The 17,199-nt window shown below is 68.2% G+C and carries 18 protein-coding genes; 11 read left to right on the top strand and 7 right to left on the bottom strand.

Features of this window, described 5'->3' with window-relative positions:
* Positions 1-52: 52 nt before the first annotated feature.
* Both mshC and GAA2_RS12310 read left to right on the top strand, forming a co-directional pair.
* Positions 53-1,303 carry a cysteine--1-D-myo-inosityl 2-amino-2-deoxy-alpha-D-glucopyranoside ligase gene (mshC, locus tag GAA2_RS12315; RefSeq protein ID WP_096274955.1) on the top strand — a complete coding sequence of 417 codons (1,251 nt, stop codon included), beginning with the start codon at positions 53-55 and terminating at the stop codon, positions 1,301-1,303.
* Between the two features lie 91 nt (positions 1,304-1,394).
* Complete coding sequence (locus GAA2_RS12310) at positions 1,395-1,703, top strand: hypothetical protein (RefSeq protein ID WP_006437969.1); 309 nt, start codon at positions 1,395-1,397, stop codon at positions 1,701-1,703.
* Between the two features lie 19 nt (positions 1,704-1,722).
* On the opposite strand, the gene GAA2_RS12305 is transcribed toward GAA2_RS12310, so the two are convergent.
* Together GAA2_RS12305 and GAA2_RS12300 are read right to left on the bottom strand one after the other, a co-directional pair.
* On the bottom strand, positions 1,723-2,817 hold the full coding sequence (locus GAA2_RS12305; RefSeq protein WP_248664773.1) for an alpha/beta fold hydrolase: 1,095 nt from the start codon (positions 2,815-2,817) through the stop codon (positions 1,723-1,725).
* An 11-nt stretch (positions 2,818-2,828) separates the two neighbouring features.
* The gene (locus GAA2_RS12300) at positions 2,829-3,707 is read right to left on the bottom strand and encodes a PAC2 family protein (RefSeq protein WP_024498077.1); all 879 of its coding nucleotides are present in this window, start codon (positions 3,705-3,707) and stop codon (positions 2,829-2,831) included.
* A 51-nt stretch (positions 3,708-3,758) separates the two neighbouring features.
* Between GAA2_RS12300 and metH the strand changes: the two genes are divergently transcribed.
* Together metH and GAA2_RS12290 are read left to right on the top strand one after the other, a co-directional pair.
* Positions 3,759-7,358, top strand: coding sequence for a methionine synthase (gene metH, locus GAA2_RS12295; protein WP_024498076.1), 3,600 nt, complete (start codon positions 3,759-3,761; stop codon positions 7,356-7,358).
* Positions 7,359-7,386: 28 nt separating this feature from the next.
* Positions 7,387-8,163, top strand: a complete 777-nt coding sequence (locus GAA2_RS12290) for a crotonase/enoyl-CoA hydratase family protein (RefSeq protein WP_191834373.1) — start codon at positions 7,387-7,389, stop codon at positions 8,161-8,163.
* Positions 8,164-8,184: 21 nt separating this feature from the next.
* Here the strand turns inward: GAA2_RS12290 and GAA2_RS12285 are convergent, their stop codons facing one another.
* Positions 8,185-9,108, bottom strand: coding sequence for a manganese-dependent inorganic pyrophosphatase (locus tag GAA2_RS12285; RefSeq protein WP_191834372.1), 924 nt, complete (start codon positions 9,106-9,108; stop codon positions 8,185-8,187).
* A 100-nt stretch (positions 9,109-9,208) separates the two neighbouring features.
* Between GAA2_RS12285 and GAA2_RS12280 the strand changes: the two genes are divergently transcribed.
* Together GAA2_RS12280 and GAA2_RS12275 are read left to right on the top strand one after the other, a co-directional pair.
* Complete coding sequence (locus GAA2_RS12280; RefSeq protein WP_024498073.1) at positions 9,209-9,649, top strand: MarR family winged helix-turn-helix transcriptional regulator; 441 nt, start codon at positions 9,209-9,211, stop codon at positions 9,647-9,649.
* Entirely contained in the window at positions 9,646-11,121 is a 1,476-nt protein-coding gene (locus GAA2_RS12275) for an MFS transporter (RefSeq protein ID WP_096274007.1), read from the top strand. The genes GAA2_RS12280 and GAA2_RS12275 overlap by 4 nt, the downstream gene beginning before the upstream one ends.
* Position 11,122: 1 nt before the next feature.
* Here GAA2_RS12275 and GAA2_RS12270 read toward each other — a convergent pair whose 3' ends face one another.
* Both GAA2_RS12270 and GAA2_RS23210 read right to left on the bottom strand, forming a co-directional pair.
* Positions 11,123-11,677, bottom strand: a complete 555-nt coding sequence (locus tag GAA2_RS12270) for a hypothetical protein (RefSeq protein ID WP_232512978.1) — start codon at positions 11,675-11,677, stop codon at positions 11,123-11,125.
* Entirely contained in the window at positions 11,674-11,934 is a 261-nt protein-coding gene (locus GAA2_RS23210; RefSeq protein WP_232512979.1) for a hypothetical protein, read from the bottom strand. The genes GAA2_RS12270 and GAA2_RS23210 overlap by 4 nt, the downstream gene beginning before the upstream one ends.
* Positions 11,935-12,075: 141 nt before the next feature.
* On the opposite strand from GAA2_RS23210, the gene GAA2_RS12265 reads away from it, so the two are divergent.
* The 5 genes from GAA2_RS12265 to hisG all read left to right on the top strand — a co-directional run bounded on the left by GAA2_RS12265 (position 12,076) and on the right by hisG (position 15,290).
* Complete coding sequence (locus GAA2_RS12265; RefSeq protein ID WP_096274009.1) at positions 12,076-12,543, top strand: CinA family protein; 468 nt, start codon at positions 12,076-12,078, stop codon at positions 12,541-12,543.
* A 4-nt stretch (positions 12,544-12,547) separates the two neighbouring features.
* Complete coding sequence (locus GAA2_RS12260; protein ID WP_096274011.1) at positions 12,548-13,342, top strand: helix-turn-helix transcriptional regulator; 795 nt, start codon at positions 12,548-12,550, stop codon at positions 13,340-13,342.
* Entirely contained in the window at positions 13,339-14,067 is a 729-nt protein-coding gene (locus GAA2_RS12255) for an HAD family hydrolase (protein ID WP_262410959.1), read from the top strand. Before GAA2_RS12260 ends, GAA2_RS12255 begins: the two co-directional genes overlap by 4 nt.
* A gap of 42 nt (positions 14,068-14,109) precedes the next feature.
* Positions 14,110-14,373: a phosphoribosyl-ATP diphosphatase gene (locus GAA2_RS12250; RefSeq protein ID WP_006437957.1), complete on the top strand. Its 264-nt coding sequence runs from the start codon at positions 14,110-14,112 to the stop codon at positions 14,371-14,373.
* A 71-nt stretch (positions 14,374-14,444) separates the two neighbouring features.
* Positions 14,445-15,290, top strand: a complete 846-nt coding sequence (hisG, locus tag GAA2_RS12245; protein ID WP_006437956.1) for an ATP phosphoribosyltransferase — start codon at positions 14,445-14,447, stop codon at positions 15,288-15,290.
* A gap of 11 nt (positions 15,291-15,301) precedes the next feature.
* Here hisG and GAA2_RS12240 read toward each other — a convergent pair whose 3' ends face one another.
* On the bottom strand, positions 15,302-16,162 hold the full coding sequence (locus GAA2_RS12240; protein ID WP_096274013.1) for a thioesterase family protein: 861 nt from the start codon (positions 16,160-16,162) through the stop codon (positions 15,302-15,304).
* A gap of 48 nt (positions 16,163-16,210) precedes the next feature.
* The gene (locus tag GAA2_RS12235; RefSeq protein ID WP_096274957.1) at positions 16,211-17,092 is read right to left on the bottom strand and encodes a RecB family exonuclease; all 882 of its coding nucleotides are present in this window, start codon (positions 17,090-17,092) and stop codon (positions 16,211-16,213) included.
* Between the last annotated feature and the right edge of the window lie 107 nt (positions 17,093-17,199).

The raw sequence follows: 17,199 nt of genomic DNA, 5'->3' as shown, positions 1-17,199 counted from the left end.
CAGCGGACGGGCCGTGAACACGTCGCGGTCGGTGGGCAATACAGTGGACGCCATGCAGTCGTGGCCCGATGTGGAACTTCCGGCGGTACCCGGCGAAGGACCAGCCCTCCGCCTCTATGACACCGCCGACCGTGCTGTCCGTCCGGTGAGCCCGGGACCGACCGCCACCATGTACGTCTGCGGGATCACCCCGTACGACGCGACCCACCTCGGCCATGCCGCGACGTACGTGACCTTCGATCAGGTGAACCGCGTCCTGCGGGACCAGGGTCATGACGTCCACTACGTGCAGAACGTGACCGACGTCGACGACCCGCTGTTCGAACGTGCCGACCGTGACGGCGTCGACTGGCGTGACCTCGGTGCGCGCGAGACCCAGCTTTTCCGCGATGACATGACCGCCCTCCGGGTGCTGCCGCCGCGCGACTACATCGGTGCCGTCGAGTCGATCGGCGAGGTCATCGAGGTGGTCGAGAAACTACTCGCCTCGGGTGCCGCCTACACCGTCGACGACGCGGAGTATCCCGACGTCTACTTCCGGACCGACGCCACCGAACAGTTCGGATACGAGTCCGGCTACGACCGCGAGACGATGGCGCGGTTCTTCGCCGAGCGTGGCGGCGACCCCGACCGGGCGGGCAAGCGTGACCCGCTCGACGCCCTGTTGTGGCGCGCCAAGCGTCCCGGCGAGCCGTCCTGGGACTCGCCGTTCGGTCCCGGACGCCCGGGCTGGCACATCGAGTGCTCGGCGATCGCTCTGAACCGGCTCGGGATCGAGTTCGACATCCAAGGCGGCGGCAACGACCTGATCTTCCCGCACCACGAGTTCTCGGCCGCCCACGGTGAGGCGCTGACCGATTCGCGACGGTTCGCGCGCCACTACGTGCACACCGGCATGGTCGGTCTCGACGGCGAGAAGATGTCGAAGAGCCGCGGCAACCTGGTGTTCGTGTCGGTGCTTCGCCGCGAGGACGTCGACCCGGCCGCGATCCGGCTCGCACTGCTCGCCGACCACTACCGCGGCGACCGCATGTGGACCCAGTCGATCCTCGACACCGCCGTCGAACGTCTCGACCGGTGGCGGACGGCATTCGTTGCACCCGCCGGACCCGATGCGTCCGATGTGATCGCACGCGTCCGCCAGCACCTCGCCGACGACCTCGACACCCCGAAAGCGCTTGCCGCAGTGGACGCCTGGTGCGCCGACGTGCGGGCCGGCATCGGGTCGTCGGCGGAGTCGCCCGCGGCACTCGCCGCGGCGGTCGACGCCCTGCTCGGCATCCCGGCGACCCGGCAGGACTGATCGGGCCGCGTGCGGCGCCGGAGGTGGGGCCGGACGTCGTTTGGGCTGCACGGGCCGAACAGTGTGCGATGGCTCTGGGTACAGTGCTCTCGTGGCGCGTGTGCAAGAGATCAGACCCGACACCGACTCCGGGGTGTTCACCGTGGTCACCCGGACATCCACCTACCTGCTGGACTTCGAGGAGATGACGCTCCTGCGCGCTCCCGGCGTCGGCGGCACCGACAGCGAGGACTGGACCGTCAGTCGGCTGCGCCGTGACTCGGAGGACATCCCGCTGCTCGGGGTGAAGTCCTGCCGGCTCGGCGAATCGGCTCAGTTCTGGGTGCGAGCGGCCGACGATCCCGACGTCCGTACGTGGCGCATCACCACGCCGGTCGTCTCCATCGAGAGGATCGGCTGAGCGCTGCCCCGCTCGGTCGTCACCGGTGAATCCGCCCGGGCAGGGCGTTGATCGAGTCGACGAACAACGCCGGACGCTGGCGATGGATGTCGTGCCCGGCCGGGATGTGGTCGACGAGTAGGCAATCCCGCATCAGGACGTGGGCCCGGCGCGCGTCGTCGTCGGTCATCGCGCCCAGCAGGACACCGTCCTGTTCGTGCACGGTGGCGTGCAGCAGGGTCACCGGCACGCGGACTCTCGCGAGGGTCTCGGCCTGGTCGAATCCCTCGAACCACGTGCCGTCGTAGAACATCTCGCCGTAGCAGAGGTCGTAGTCGCCGGTGCCGTCCTGCAGGCATGCCGTGAGGTCGAGGGCGCGGTTCATCGTGGGCGGCAGCCACCAGAGTCGTGGGATGCGGCGCGGATCGCGATCGAGCCGGCGTTCGACCGGATCGCGGACCAGTCGCGTCCAGCCCTTGTCGCCGAACAGCGCACGCAGGTGGCTGTGGCGCACCCAGTGGCGCGTCCAGGTCATCTCGGCTTCCCGCGGTGCCGTCAGAAAGTCGTGCATGGGCCGGAAGCCGTCCCGCCACGCGAACGTGGCGGGGGCGCGGTCGGGTTCGGTCGCGAAGAACGGCGCGTCCTCGATGAGGACGGCGCGGACGAGGGCGGGGCAGTCGGCTGCAAGACGTGCGGCGAGCAGCCCGCCCGACGAATGCCCGGCAACCACTGCGGACGAGCCGATCACCGTGTCGACGAACCAGCCGAGTGCGGCGGTCTGTCGGAGCGCCGGATACCACGCCGGATCCTTGGCGGAGCCGCCGTGGCCGAAACAGTCCACGGCGAAGACATGCCAGTCCTCCGACAGTGCGCCGAGCACGGCCGCGTAGTCGCTCCACGAGACCTGCTGTCCGGGGATCAGGAGCAGCGGCTCGCCGCCCGGTGGGCCCTCGCCGTAGCTGATCACCGCGCCGCCGGGCATGGTGACCGACCGTGGGATCACACCGCTGGATGCGAGGAGGGCCGACTCTCGCCGGTCGTAGGTGAGATTTCGGGTGACGTACCCGGCGACGGCCGCCGCCGTGACACCCAGACCGACCGCGCCCGCGACACCGGCACGACGCGCCGCTGCCATTCGGTGGGTGTTCACCCGCCGAACGGCCCCTGTCCGCGTCGCTTGAGATAGCGCTCGAACTCGGCGGCGAGCGCGTCGCCGTCGATCTTCGCCATCACCTCGTCGGGATCCATCTCGGCGTCGCCGCGTTCCTCGAGCCCCCGGACGTAGTCGGCGATCTCCTCGTCGTCCTCGGTCATCTCGGTGACCGCCCGTTCCCACTCCTCGGCCTGCTCGGGCAGCGTGCCGAGCGGGACCTCGATGTCGAGGACCTCCTCGACACGCGTCAGGAGCGCCACGGTGGCCTTCGGGTTGGGCGGGGTCGACACGTAGTGCGGCACCGCGGCCCAGAAGGACACGGCGGGCAGGCCCGCCTGCACGAAGAGGTCTTGAAGCACGCCGGTGATGCCGGTCGGGCCCTCGTATCGGCTCTCGGTGAGGTTGTACCGGGCCGCCGACTCGCTGCTGTAGGCAGTTCCGGTGACGGGCACCGGGCGGGTGTGCGGGGTGTCGGCGAGCAGCGCGCCCAGCATGACGGTGGTCTCGACCTCGAGCTCCTGGGCGAGTTCGACGATCTCGGCGCAGAACGCACGCCACCGCATGTTCGGTTCGATGCCGCGGACCAGCACGATGTCGCGGTCGGCACCGCGCGGGCTGCAGTACGAGATCGACGTCGTGGGCCATTCGATGCGCCGCGTCACACCGTCGATCTGCTTGACAGTGGGACGGTTGACCTGGAAGTCGTAGTATTCGTCAGAGTCGATGTCGACGAGCGGACGAGCATCCCACTCGAGGGCGAGATGCTCGACGGCACTGCTGGCGGCGTCCCCGGCGTCGTTCCAGCCCTCGAAGGCTGCGAGCAGAATGGGTCTGCGCAGCTGGGGAAGGTTCGACATCTGCTCAGCGTTCACCGAACCAGCCTACGACCGAACACGCAGAGAGGGCGAACTACGCTGTCAACCATGTCCTTCGAATATCCCGGTGATCGCGGCCACAAACCGCGCGACTTCGACACGACCTTCCTGTCGGCGATGTCGCGGCGGGTGCTGATCGGCGACGGGGCGATGGGCACGATGCTCCAGGCCGCGGATCTCACCCTCGACGACTTCCGCAACCTCGAAGGTTGCAACGAGATCCTCAACGACACGCGGCCCGACATCCTCGAAGGAATCCATCGCGCCTACTTCGAGGCCGGCGCCGACGCCGTCGAGACCAACACCTTCGGTTGCAACCTCTCGAACCTCGGTGACTACGACATCGCCGACCGCATCCGCGAGCTGGCCTACAAGGGCACCGCGATCGCGCGTGGGGTGGCCGACGAGATGGGGCCGTCCGCCGACGGCACCGGACGGTACGTGCTCGGCTCGATGGGTCCCGGGACCAAGTTGCCGAGCCTCGGGCACACGACGTTCGCGGTGATCCGCGACGCCTACCAGGAATGTGTCATCGGCATGCTCGAGGGCGGCGCCGACGCGGTGCTCATCGAGACCTCTCAAGACCTGCTGCAGGTGAAGGCCGCCGTGATCGCGGCCCAGCGGGCCATGGATCAGGTGGGTCGCCGGATCCCGATCATCAGCCACGTCACGGTCGAGACCACCGGCACGATGCTGCTCGGTTCGGAGATCGGTGCCGCGCTGGCGGCCATCGAGCCGCTCGGCGTCGACCTCATCGGCCTGAACTGTGCCACCGGTCCGGCCGAGATGAGCGAGCACCTGCGCTACCTGTCGAAGCATGCGCGCATCCCGGTGTCGGTGATGCCGAACGCCGGTCTGCCCGTACTCGGCGCCAACGGTGCCGAGTACCCGCTGACACCGGAGGAGCTGGCCGAGTCGATGGCCCAGTTCGTCGGCGAGTTCGGTCTGTCCTTCGTCGGCGGCTGCTGCGGTACGACGCCGGAGCACATCCGCCAGGTCGCCGCGGCCGTGGCGCAGGTCACCCCCGCGACCCGCACCCCGGAGCACGAGTCGGAGACGTCGTCGCTGTACACCGCAGTGCCCTTCGACCAGGACGCAAGCTTCCTGGTCATCGGCGAGCGCACGAACACGAACGGCTCCAAGGCATTCCGCGAGGCGATGATCGCCGAGGACTACCAGAAGTGCCTCGACATCGCCAAGGACCAGACGCGCGACGGTGCGCACATGCTGGACCTCAACGTCGACTACGTGGGTCGTGACGGTGCCGCGGACATGACTGCACTGGCGAGCCGCTTCGCGACATCGTCGACGTTGCCGATCATGCTCGACTCGACCGAGCCGGAGGTCATCCGCGCCGGACTCGAGGCCCTCGGTGGCCGTTGCGCGGTGAACTCGGTGAACTACGAGGACGGCGACGGACCGGACTCGCGCTTCAACAAGATCATGCGGCTCGTCGTCGAGCACGGTGCGGCCGTCGTCGCCCTGACCATCGACGAGGAGGGTCAGGCACGTACCGCGGACTGGAAGGTCCGTGTCGCCGAGCGTCTCATCGACGACATCACCGGCAACTGGGGCCTGGCCGAAGAAGACATCATCATCGACGCCCTGACCTTCCCGATCTCCACGGGTCAGGAAGAGGTCCGACGCGACGGCATCGAGACCATCGAGGCCATCCGCCGGCTGCACGAGTCGCACCCGGATGTGCACTTCACGCTGGGCATCTCGAACATCTCGTTCGGTCTGAACCCGGCCGCTCGGCAGGTGCTGAACTCGGTGTTCCTGCACGAGTGCGTGCAGGCCGGCCTCGACACCGCCATCGTGCACGCGTCGAAGATCCTGCCGATGGCGCGTATCCCGGAGGAGCATCGTCAGATCGCGCTGGATCTGGTCTACGACCGCCGACGCGAGGGCTATGACCCGTTGCAGAAGCTGATGGAGCTCTTCGAGGGTGTGTCGGCCGCATCGGCTCGGGAGTCGCGTGCCCAGGAGCTCGCGAAGCTGCCGCTGTTCGAGCGGCTGGAACGGCGCATCGTCGACGGTGAGCGCAACGGGCTGACCGACGATCTCGACGAGGCGATGACCCAGGTCCCGCCGCTGTCGATCATCAACGACACGCTGCTGTCGGGCATGAAGACCGTCGGCGAACTGTTCGGCTCGGGCCAGATGCAGCTGCCGTTCGTGCTGCAGTCCGCCGAGGTCATGAAAGCCGCTGTGGCACACCTCGAACCGCACATGGAGTCGACGGGTGAGGACGGCAAGGGCCGCATCGTGCTGGCGACCGTCAAGGGCGACGTGCACGACATCGGCAAGAACCTCGTCGACATCATCCTGTCCAACAACGGATACGAGGTCGTCAACATCGGCATCAAACAGCCGATCGCGACGATCCTCGAGGTCGCCTCCGACAAGAAGGTCGACGTCATCGGCATGTCGGGTCTGCTCGTGAAGTCGACCGTGGTCATGAAGGAGAACCTCGAGGAGATCAACACCCGGGGTCTCGCCGACGAGTACCCGGTGCTGCTCGGGGGTGCGGCGCTGACGCGTTCGTACGTCGAGAACGACCTGTCGGATGTCTACGAGGGTGACGTGCACTATGCGCGTGACGCGTTCGAGGGTCTGCGACTGATGGACGACATCATGGCCCGCAAGCGCGGCGGGGGCCCGGACCCGGACAGCGACGAGGCGAAGGCCGAGGCGGCCAAGACCGCCGAGCGCAAAGCCCGCCACGAACGGTCCAAGCGCATCGCCGCGAAGCGCAAGGCGGCCGAGGTGCCGGTCGAGGTGCCGGCACGTTCGGATGTGGCTTCCGACAACGAGATCCCCACCCCGCCGTTCTGGGGTTCGCGCATCGTCAAGGGGGTGCCGATCGCCGACTATCTGCAGTTGCTCGACGAGCGCGCGCTGTTCCTCGGCCAGTGGGGTCTGCGCGGTGCCCGCGGTGGCGACGGCCCGTCGTATGAGGAGCTCGTCGAGACCGAGGGACGTCCGCGTCTGCGCTACTGGATCGACCGGCTCTCGACCGAGAACATCCTGCAGCACGCAGCGGTTGTGTACGGCTACTATCCGGCGGTCAGCGAGGGCGACACGGTGCACGTGCTCACCGAGCCGGACCCCGACGCGCCGGTGCGGTTCAGCTTCTCGTTCCCGCGCCAGCAGCGGTCGAGGTTCCTGTGCATCGCCGACTTCATCCAGTCACGCGAGGCCGCGAAGGCCGCGGGCCGGGTCGACGTCATGCCGTTCCAGCTCGTCACGATGGGGCAGCCGATCGCGGACTTCGCGAACAAGCTGTTCGCCGAGGACGCCTACCGCGACTACCTCGAGGTGCACGGCATCGGTGTGCAGCTGACCGAGGCGTTGGCCGAGTACTGGCATCAGCGCGTGCGCAGCGAGCTGAAGTTCGGTGACCGGTCGATGGACAGCGAGGATCCCGAGCACGCTCAGGGCTTCTTCGACCTCGAATACCGCGGTGCGCGTTTCTCCTTCGGTTACGGCGCCTGCCCGGATCTCGAGGACCGCGCGAAGATGATCGAGCTGCTCGAGCCCGAGCGGATCGGCGTTCAGCTGTCGGAGGAGCTGCAGCTCCATCCGGAGCAGTCCACCGACGCGTTCGTGCTGCATCACCCCGAAGCCAAGTACTTCAATACCTGAGTCTTCAACACCTGACGGGACGGTGGTCATGGGCGAGTCGGGAGTGATCGAACGGTCGCAGGGGCCGGTCCGGATCATCGGGATCGATCGCCCCGACCGCCGTAACGCCGTCGACCGCGCGACCGCCGACGCCCTGGCCGACGCATTCCGGCGGTTCGACGCCGACGACGCGGTGTCGGTGGCCGTACTCCACGGCGAAGGTGGGACCTTCTGTGCGGGCGCCGATCTCAAGGCCATCGCCGACGGCACGCCCAACCGGGTGGAGTTCGACGGTGATGGTCCGATGGGGCCGACCCGGTTACGGTTGTCCAAGCCGGTGATCGCGGCGATCTCCGGTCACGCCGTCGCCGGTGGTCTCGAACTCGCATTGTGGGCCGATCTGCGCGTCGTCGAGGAGGATGCCGTGTTCGGCGTCTTCTGCCGTCGCTGGGGCGTCCCGCTGATAGACGGTGGGACGGTGCGTCTTCCGCGGTTGATCGGGGAGAGCCGGGCGATGGACCTGATCCTCACCGGGCGCCCGGTGGCCGCCGACGAGGCCCTGCAGATGGGACTCGCGAATCGCGTGGTCCCGTCGGGTACCGCTCTCGACGCCGCCGTCGAGCTCGCGACCCAGATCGCCGGGTTCCCGCAGACGTGCCTGCGTCACGACCGGATGTCCGTGCTCGAGCAGAACGGTCTGGACACCGACGCCGCGTTGATGAACGAACTGCAACACGGCATGGTGTCCCTGGCAGCCGACACCGTCGCCGGCGCAACCCGATTCGCCGGTGGAGCGGGCCGTCACGGTGAGGGTGTCGGGAACTGAGAACTGAGTGTTGTACCGGGCCTATCCGGCCAACTCCTCCGTCAACTGCGGCACGATCTGCTTCTTCCGCGACACGATGCCCTTGCCGAAGGCGTGTCCGTCGGCGACGGTGATTCCGAGGGCGCGCTCGACGGCCTCCACCGGTTCGCCGATCACCAGAAGGTCTGAGTCGCAGGCGATCACGTCGGTGATGAGCAACAGGAAGAGGTCGTAGCCGGCAGTCTTCTTCTCGGCAGTCATGGCCTCGAAGAACTCGTCTCGGCGGGCGAGGACGGCGTCGGAGTCGACGGTCGTCAGCTGCGCGACGCGAACACTGCTGGATCCCATCGAAAAGGTCTTGGCGTCGAGGCCGATGATCGTCGACGCCGGTTTGTCGCCCACTTCTGTTCCCGCACGGAGCAATTGGTTTCCGTATTCGTCGAGATCGACGCCGGCGATGGTGGCGAGTTCCTCGGCGGCGATGCGGTCGGAGTCGGTGGTGGTGGGGGAGTTGAGCAGCAGGGTGTCGGAGATGATCGCCGACAACATGATCCCGGCGGTGTCGGCGGGGATCTCGACCTCGCTCTCGGCGTACATGCGCGTCAGGATCGAACACGTGCAACCCACCGGCTCCACCCGCATGTAGAGCGGCGCGGCGGTCTCGAAGTTGGCGATGCGGTGATGGTCGATCACTTTCCGGACCGTCACGTCGGCGATGTCGGCGACACTCTGCTGGTGTTCGTTGTGGTCGACGAGCATCACGTCGTGGGGGCTCGCGTGGTCGATGACGCGCGGCGCGTCCAGGCCGAAGTGGTCGAGGGCGAAGGCCGTCTCCGGACCGGGTGCGCCGAGGGCGACGGCTTCCGCATCGACGCCGAGAGCCTGCTCGAGGCGCGCCAGCCCGATTGCGGAGCCGATCGCGTCCGTGTCGGGATTGCGGTGTCCGAACACGAGGATCTTCGACATGGCGACTCAGCTTTCGCTCGACGATGCTGCGTCCCAGCCTACGGCGGAGACCTGTAGCTCACTGATTGCCCGAAGATAGTTGTAAAACTACAATCGTTTTATGTCGACGACCGAAGCGGGCGCGCAGACCGCGACCGAGATCTGGTTCACGATGAACAGCCTCGTGCGTGACCAGGCCAAACAGTCGCGCGCCCGGATCAGCGAGGTCATCGACATCCCCTTCAGCCGGTTCCGGGCACTCCGCCGCGTCGCGCTGCGGCCGATGACGCAGCGGGACCTCGCCGAACGGATGGGTGTCGACGCGTCGGCGATGAGCGGGATCGTCAACGACCTCGTCGGCCGAGGACTCGTGACCCGGGAGGCCGACGCCGACGACGGCCGGTGCAAGCGCGTCACGATCACCGACGCCGGACGGCGAGTGGTGGACGAGGTGACCGAGAACCCGGCCACTGCTCCCGACATGTTCGCCGCGCTCGACGACGAGCAACTCCGGCGACTGGGGGAACTGCTCGACCTCCTCCGTGAGGCGGCCGAGTCGTGAACGCCGCACGGGCCGCCCTGCGCGCCCGCTCGGCCGACGGTGCCCTCACACGGCGGGACCGGCTCGTCATCCTCGCCACCTGCTGCTTGAGCCTGTTCATCGTCGGATTGGACGTCTCGGCGGTGAACGTCGCACTGCCGTCGATCAGCTCGGACCTCGGTGCCACACCGTCGCAGTTGCAGTGGGTCCTCGACGCGTATGCACTGGTGATCGCCAGCCTGCTGATCTTCGGCGGATCGCTCGGAGATCGCCTGGGTCGCAAGCGGATCTTCCAGGTGGGATTGGTGACCTTCGGTGTCGCCTCCGTGCTGTGCTCGCTGGCGCCCACCCCGGAGGTCCTCATCGGGGCGCGCATGCTGCAGGCCGTCGGCGGGGCGATGCTCAACCCGGTTGCGCTGTCGATCGTCACCAATGTCTTCGTCGACCCACGCGAACGCGCTCAGGCAATCGGATTGTGGGGCACCGCATTCGGATTGAGCTTGGCGTTCGGTCCGGTCGTCGGCGGAGCGCTCGTCTCCGGGATCGGCTGGGAGGCGATCTTCTGGCTCAACGTTCCGGTATGCGTGCTCGCCCTCGCGCTGACGATGCGTTTCGTCCCGGAGTCGAAGGCCGAGCGCTCTCGTCGCGCAGACCCGGTCGGTCAGGTCCTGATCCTGGCCTTCCTGGCCACCCTCACGTTCGCGATCATCGAGGGGCGTCCCCAGGGCTGGACCTCACCGGGCGTCCTCGTATGTTTCGTCATCTCCGCCGGTGCGCTCGTCGCGATGGTCGCGTACGAGAGTCGGCGCGCGGAGCCCCTTCTGGACCCACGGTTCTTCCGGAGCGTGCCCTTCTCGTGTGCGGTGGGATGTGCGGTCATCGCCTTCGCCGCCACCGGTGGCTTCCTGTTCCTCAACACCCTGTATCTGCAAGAGGTTCGCGGGATGTCGCCGCTCGACGCGGGACTGATGACCTTGCCGATGGCGGCCGCCTCGGTGGTCTGCGCGCCGATCGCCGGTCGGCTCGTGGGCGATCGGGGAGCCCGGCCGCCGATGGTGATCGGGGGAGCGGCGATGGTGGCGGGCGCCCTGATGCTCACCGGCCTCGGCAACGACACCGCCCTCGTCTACGTGGGCGCGGCATACCTGGTCTTCGGACTGGGATTCGGGTTCCTCAACGCACCGATCACCAACGGGGCGGTGTCGGGGATGCCCCGCACCCAGGCGGGACTGGCGTCGGCGATGGCGTCGACCGGTCGTCAGGTGGGTACCGCGCTCGGTGTGGCGGTGTTCGGTGCGGTGGCGTTCGCGGGGATCGACGGGACGGTTGCCGACGGGCTCGCCGTCGCCGCCCGTCCGGTCTGGCTGATCATGGCGGCGTGCGGCGCCGCGGTCCTTGTTCTCGCGTTCGTGTCGACCGGTGCCTGGGCTCGCGGTACGGCTGCCCGCACGCGGGAACGGATCGAGTCCACGTCGGGGACCTGGGTGACCTGAGTCAGCCCGGCCGGTGCCGAGTTCCGGATTCGATGGCTGCCGGCCCAACGGTGGCCTGCGAGTCCCACCACTCGGCGATCCGCTGCGCGACGGTGTCGGGGGTGCGGACCCAGCCGACGTGCGTCGTGTTCCCGCCCGCCGGGCAGTGCCCGTCGTCGTAGCGCCAGTGGGAGATCGCCTCCGGTGCGAACGCGGCATCGAACGCCGATGCCGCGCCGTCGGTGACGATCTCGTCGCCGTCGAGCCTGATCGCCAGGGTCGGTGTCTGGATCGACCGGTCGACGGCGAACGGCGCCTGACCGGTGAGGACCATACGTGCCCACTGCCGCATCAATGTTCGGGCGGCCGGACCGCCGAAACCCGGTCGTGGCCAATGGCCGACGATCGCCGACACCGGCGTGACGGCTCCCGCGATCGCGCTCAGGGCCACACCGCGGAGGCCGTAGTGGCGGACCGCAGGCACCGACGCCCCGACCGCGACGATTCCGTCGGGCGTGTGATCGGAGGACTGGGCCACCATCGCCGCCAGCTGAGCGCCGAGACTGTGACCGATCACGACCACCCGCGTGCCGGGGACATCGGCGCGCGCGCCGGCGATCGCGTCGGCGAGGTCGGCGGCTTCGTCCTCGTAGGACCAGTCCGCGGTGCGGGAGGGCGGTGCCGAACCTTCTTCGACGCGCGACGCGCGACGACGCGGACCTCGAGGCCGTATCCGGCGAGCGCCTCCGCCAGTCGTCGGTAGACGCGGGACCGTACGGCCATCGCCGGGGAGATGAGGACGGTGGTGGGCGCAGCGGTGCCGGTCTGGGTCATGACCCAAGACTGACGTCGGGTCGTCGCTGACACCACTACCTACCAGGTAGTGGTTTGACCAGGTCGTGGTTTGACGCGGGCCCGATCCGGATACCGTCCGGGGTGCTGTGATCTGACCACCGACCGAGAGGCGAGTGACCGATGTCCGACGTGACCGATTTCTCCGAGACCTGCGCGCGACTGGCCGAGGCGATCGTGGAGCAGGGTGTGCACGTCGCCGTCGCCGAGTCGCTGACCGGCGGCAACCTTGCCAGTGAGCTGAGCAAGGCGCCGCAGGCCGGGGACTGGTTCCGGGGCGGCGTCATCGCCTACCACGAGGACGTCAAGTACGGTCTGCTCGAGGTGCCCGAGGGTCCGGTCGTCAGCGAGACGGCGGCGCGCGCGATGGTGGCCACCACCGCGCGGCTCTTCGACGCCGAGATCGTCGTCGCGGTGACCGGTGAAGCGGGTCCGGAACCCGACGAGGCCGCGCCCGGAACCGTCTGGTTCGGCCTCGATCATCGTGGCCGGGTCTCGGCGGTCCGCAAGGAGTTCGACGGCGGGCCCGAAGACGTTCTCGCCCAGACCATCGCGTACTCGCTCGAACTGATCGAGAGCTGTCTACGATGACCCCATGACCGTCGAGGTGGGAACCCTGCTGCAGCAGTGGCGGTCTCGTCGGTCCATCAGTCAGCTCGACCTCGCCTACGAGGTCGGGGTCTCACCCAAACACCTCAGTTTCGTGGAGACGGGTAAGTCCCGCCCGAGTCCGACGCTCCTCCATGCGCTGTCCGAGCGTCTCGACATCCCTCTGCGAGAACGCAATTCGCTTCTACTCGCGGCGGGACACGCTCCTCGCTACAGTGAGGAACCCCTCGATTCGGAGACCATGACCCGCGTGCGTGCCGAGGTCAGACGGTTGCTCGACGCCCACAACCCCAACATGGGGATGGCCTTGGACCGTGCCTGGAACGTGGTGCTGGCCAACGACACCGCGATGCTGCTCCTGGAGATGCTTCCGGCGGAGCTCCGGACCGGGCCGGTCAACCTGTTCCGGGTGTCGCTCCATCCCGACGGTTTCGCGCGGATGACGCGCAACTTCGACGAGTGGGCGGCCTACCTGCTCGACCTGCTCCGTCGGATGGTGCGGATCACCGGTGACGAACGACTCGCCGAACTCGAGCGCGAGGTGTCGTCCTATCCGACGGTCGCCGGCCTGAGCGGGGACGCCGCGTCCCACAGATCGGGGGCGGCGGGCTCGTTGCTCGTCCCGCTCGAGCTCGCGGTCGGCGACCAGATGCTGTCCTTCTTCAGTACGTTGACCACGTTCGGGTCACCTCGGGACGTGACGCTCGAGGAGCTGACCATCGAGCTGTTCTATCCGGCCGACGAGCCGACCGAGAAGTGGGTTGCGATGATGCAGGGGTGACCGACACCGCTGATTCCGCACTCCGAGCCGACCCCGCCCTCCGACTCCCGGCCGCCGTCCTCTGGGATATGGACGGCACGTTGCTGGACTCCGAGCCGATCTGGGAGATCGCGATGACCGGCCTGGCGGCACGTCACGGCATGGCGATGACGCCGCAACTGCGGGAATCGACGCTGGGAAATTCGCTGCCCGACGCGTTGGCGAAGCTGCACGACGCCGCCGGGATCCCGCCCGAGGACCGCGACCCCGACGCCGACGGTCGGTGGACGCTCGATCGGGTGACCGAACTCTTCGACGAAGGCCTTCCCTGGCGACCCGGCGCTCTCGAGGCGCTCGATCTCGTCGCCGGCGCCGGTATCCCCATGGCGCTGGTGACCAACACGGTGCGCGAGGCGGCCGAGGTGGCGCTGGAGACGATCGGGCGGCATCGTTTCGCCACCACGGTCTGCGGCGACGAGGTGGCCGTCGGCAAACCCGCACCCGATCCGTACCTCCGCGCCGCGGAACTCCTGGGTTTCTCGACCGCGCAGTGCCTGGCGGTCGAGGATTCTCCGACCGGTGCCGCGGCTGCCACCGCGGCCGGATGTCCCACGCTCGTCGTGCCTTCGGCCGCCGCCGTACCCACGGGCGGGCTGCGCACCTTCCGCACGTCGTTGGTCGATCTGGCACGGGACGACCTCGCGAGTGCCTGGGCGGGGCTCCGCGGCGCTGTCCGGATGGCCTGACCCCAGGGCAGGGACGTCCCGCTCACGTGCAAAAATGTCGGGGTGAAGACCTTCGAGGAGCTGTTCGCCGAACTCAGCGACAAGGCCGAGAACCGCCCCGAGGGGTCGGGCACGGTCGCCGCGCTCGACTCGGGTGTGCACACCCTGGGCAAGAAGATCATCGAGGAGGCGGGCGAGGTATGGCTCGCCGCCGAACACGAGTCCGACGAATCGCTCGGTGAGGAGATCTCCCAGCTCGTCTACTGGCTGCAGGTGATGATGATCAAGCGGGGACTGAAACTGGAGGACGTGTACCGACATCTGTGACCGGACGACCCGGCTTCACAGACCACCACCTCCTGCTCAGCTGAGCGCAACCCCACGAAAAGGACATCGAGATGCTGCGAGTGGCCGTACCCAACAAGGGTGCGCTCTCCGAATCCGCGTCGGCCATCCTCGCCGAGGCCGGCTACCGCAAACGAAGTGACTCCAAGGACCTGACGGTTCTCGACAACAACAACGACGTCGAGTTCTTCTTCCTGCGTCCCAAGGACATCGCCATCTACGTCGGGTCGGGGCGCCTCGACCTCGGCATCACCGGACGCGACCTCGCCCGCGACTCGGGGGCCCAGGTCCACGAGCAGCTCGCGATGGGCTTCGGCTCGTCGACCTTCCGCTACGCGGCACCCGCCGACCAGGAGTGGAATGTCACCGACCTCGCCGGCAAGCGCGTCGCGACCTCGTACCCCAACCTGGTGCGCGACGACCTCGCCGGCCGCGGCATCACCGCCGACATCATCCGGCTCGACGGCGCGGTCGAGATCTCCATCCAACTCGGTGTGGCCGACGCCATCGCCGACGTCGTCGGTTCCGGGCGGACCCTGCGCCAGCACGGGTTGGCCGCCTTCGGCGAGTCGCTGTGCGACTCCGAGGCCGTCCTGATCTCGCGTCGCGACGCGGAGCTCACCAAGGCCGAGAAGCAGTTCGTCGCCCGCGTCCAGGGCGTCGTCTTCGGTCAGCAGTACGTGATGATCGACTACGACTGCCCCAAGACGCTTCTCGATCAGGCGTCGGCGATCACCCCGGGTCTCGAGTCGCCGACGGTGGCCCCGATGGCCGACCCCGACTGGGTCGCCGTGCGCGCGATGGTCCCGCGCAAGGATCACCAGAACCTGATGGACGAGCTCTCCGAGCTCGGCGCCAAGGCGATCCTCGCCACCGACATCCGTTCCTGCCGCTTCTAGGCGTTTGCGGGTCAGCCCACGGCGTTGAGCATCACCGTCTGCGCCGACCGGCCGATGTAGCCGGACGTGTCGTAGAGGTCGGCGAAGGTGCCGCCGAAGCCGTCCGGACCGGCGACCATGTGCGCGTCGATACCGACCCACGGTCCACTCGGCACCCGGGTCAGATGCACGGTCGTGTCCGTGTTCATCCAGGACCAGCGGTCCGGTCGGAGCTGGGTGCCCAGCCCGTTCGCGACGTCGATGACCGTGAAGATCGACTCCAGATCGGAGGTCTTCTCACCCTCGACCAGCGGGATGGCCGGCCGCAGCCAGACCGCGGGCGTCGAGCCGTTCCGGCCCGTGGTCCGCGCCGACTCGACGGTGCCGATGAATCCGAGCGTGCCCCAGTCCACCGCCTCGCCGCTGTCGTCGGGGAATCCGATCTGGCTGGGCAGTTCGTCGGGCAGCGGGGACAGGGGAACGGGACCGTTGGCGATCTCACCGGTGTCCGCGGCGCGGATGCGCCAGCCGACGGAACGGGCTGCTGTCCGGAACGATCCGTCTGGCTGCTGCACGTCGAGTTCGGTCTCGACGAGGCTGATCTGCCGGCCGGGGCGGATCACCCGAGCGTGAATCCGGTTGATGCCCAGCCCTATCGGGCCCAGGATCTCGGTCGTCACCCGGGTGAAGTGCTGCGCGGGATCCGGATCGCACCGCAGCAGCGAGCGCATCATCAGCGCCGACGGCGGGCCGCCGTGCTGCATCGTCGGTGACCACACGCTCAGGGTGGCGTCGGTCGGCCGGAAGTATTCATGAGGCGCCGACGGGTCGGCGGCCGGGCTGCTGCCGTCCGACGCCGGGGCGTCGACGGGTACGTAGTACGAACTCTCCACGCTTCCAGCCTATGTCTGTCGACATAGTCGAGCATTCCGGGGTGTGGTTCAGGACACGAACCCCGGCGGCGGACCCGGGTAGGGCGGAATCTCGCCGCCGAACTCCGGACACCGCGCCTGATGCTCGCAGAACCTGCACAGGCGCGACTTCCGCGGCCGGAAGTCCCCGGAGGCGACGGCGGTGCGGATGGCCTGCCAGATCGCGCGCAACGTCCGCTCGAAGCGGAGGAGCTCGTCATGATCGGGGTGATAGATCAGCTGCTGGCCGTCGGACAGGTACATCAGTTGCAGACGGTTCGGCACGGCGCCCCGCGTCCGCAGGATCGCCAGTGCGTAGAACTTCATCTGGAACAGGGCCTTGGCCTCATAGGCCTCGCCCGGGGAGCGTCCGGTCTTGTAGTCGACGACGCGGATCTCACCGGTCGGTGCGACGTCGATGCGGTCGATGAACCCGCGCATCAGCATGTCGTCGGCCTCGATCTCGACGTGCTCCTCCACCGCGTCGGCGTCGAAGGCGGTCGGGTTCTCCATCGTGTAGTACGTCGCGATGAGCTTGTGCGCGCCGGCGATGAACGCCTCCTGACCGCCCTCGCCGATCACCCGCGCGAGCTGTGGGTCTTCTTCGCACAGGGCCGCCCAGGCGCCCTCGACGAGCAGTTCCGCGGAATCCTGGGTCCGGAGTTCGGCCGGCATGTCGAAGAGATTCTCGAGCGCGGCGTGTACGACGGTGCCCCGCGTCTGTGCGGCGGTGGGAGTCTCCGGGAAGCGGTCGATGGCACGGAAGCGGTACAGCAGCGGACACTGTTTGAAGTCCGCCGCCCGCGACGGAGACAACGCGAGCCGGCGTCCGACGATCCCGCGCGTGCTGTCCGACGGGGGCGGTTCCGGCGCGGGGGCCGCGCTCGTCGAGGTGTCGCCGGTGCCGGTCATCGTGCTCACATCTCGCAGGGTAGGCCGCGGCCCCGACACTCTGCCGATCCGACACCCATCTGCGGTCGGGTATCGTCCTCACGGCCCACCGGACTCCCGACCACCAC

It is taken from the genome of Gordonia ajococcus (genome assembly GCF_012974285.1).
Taxonomy (GTDB): Bacteria; Actinomycetota; Actinomycetes; order Mycobacteriales; family Mycobacteriaceae; genus Gordonia; species Gordonia amicalis.
The sequence above is the reverse complement of the archived record's forward strand: the minus strand, read 5'-3'. Positions and strand labels throughout refer to the sequence as shown.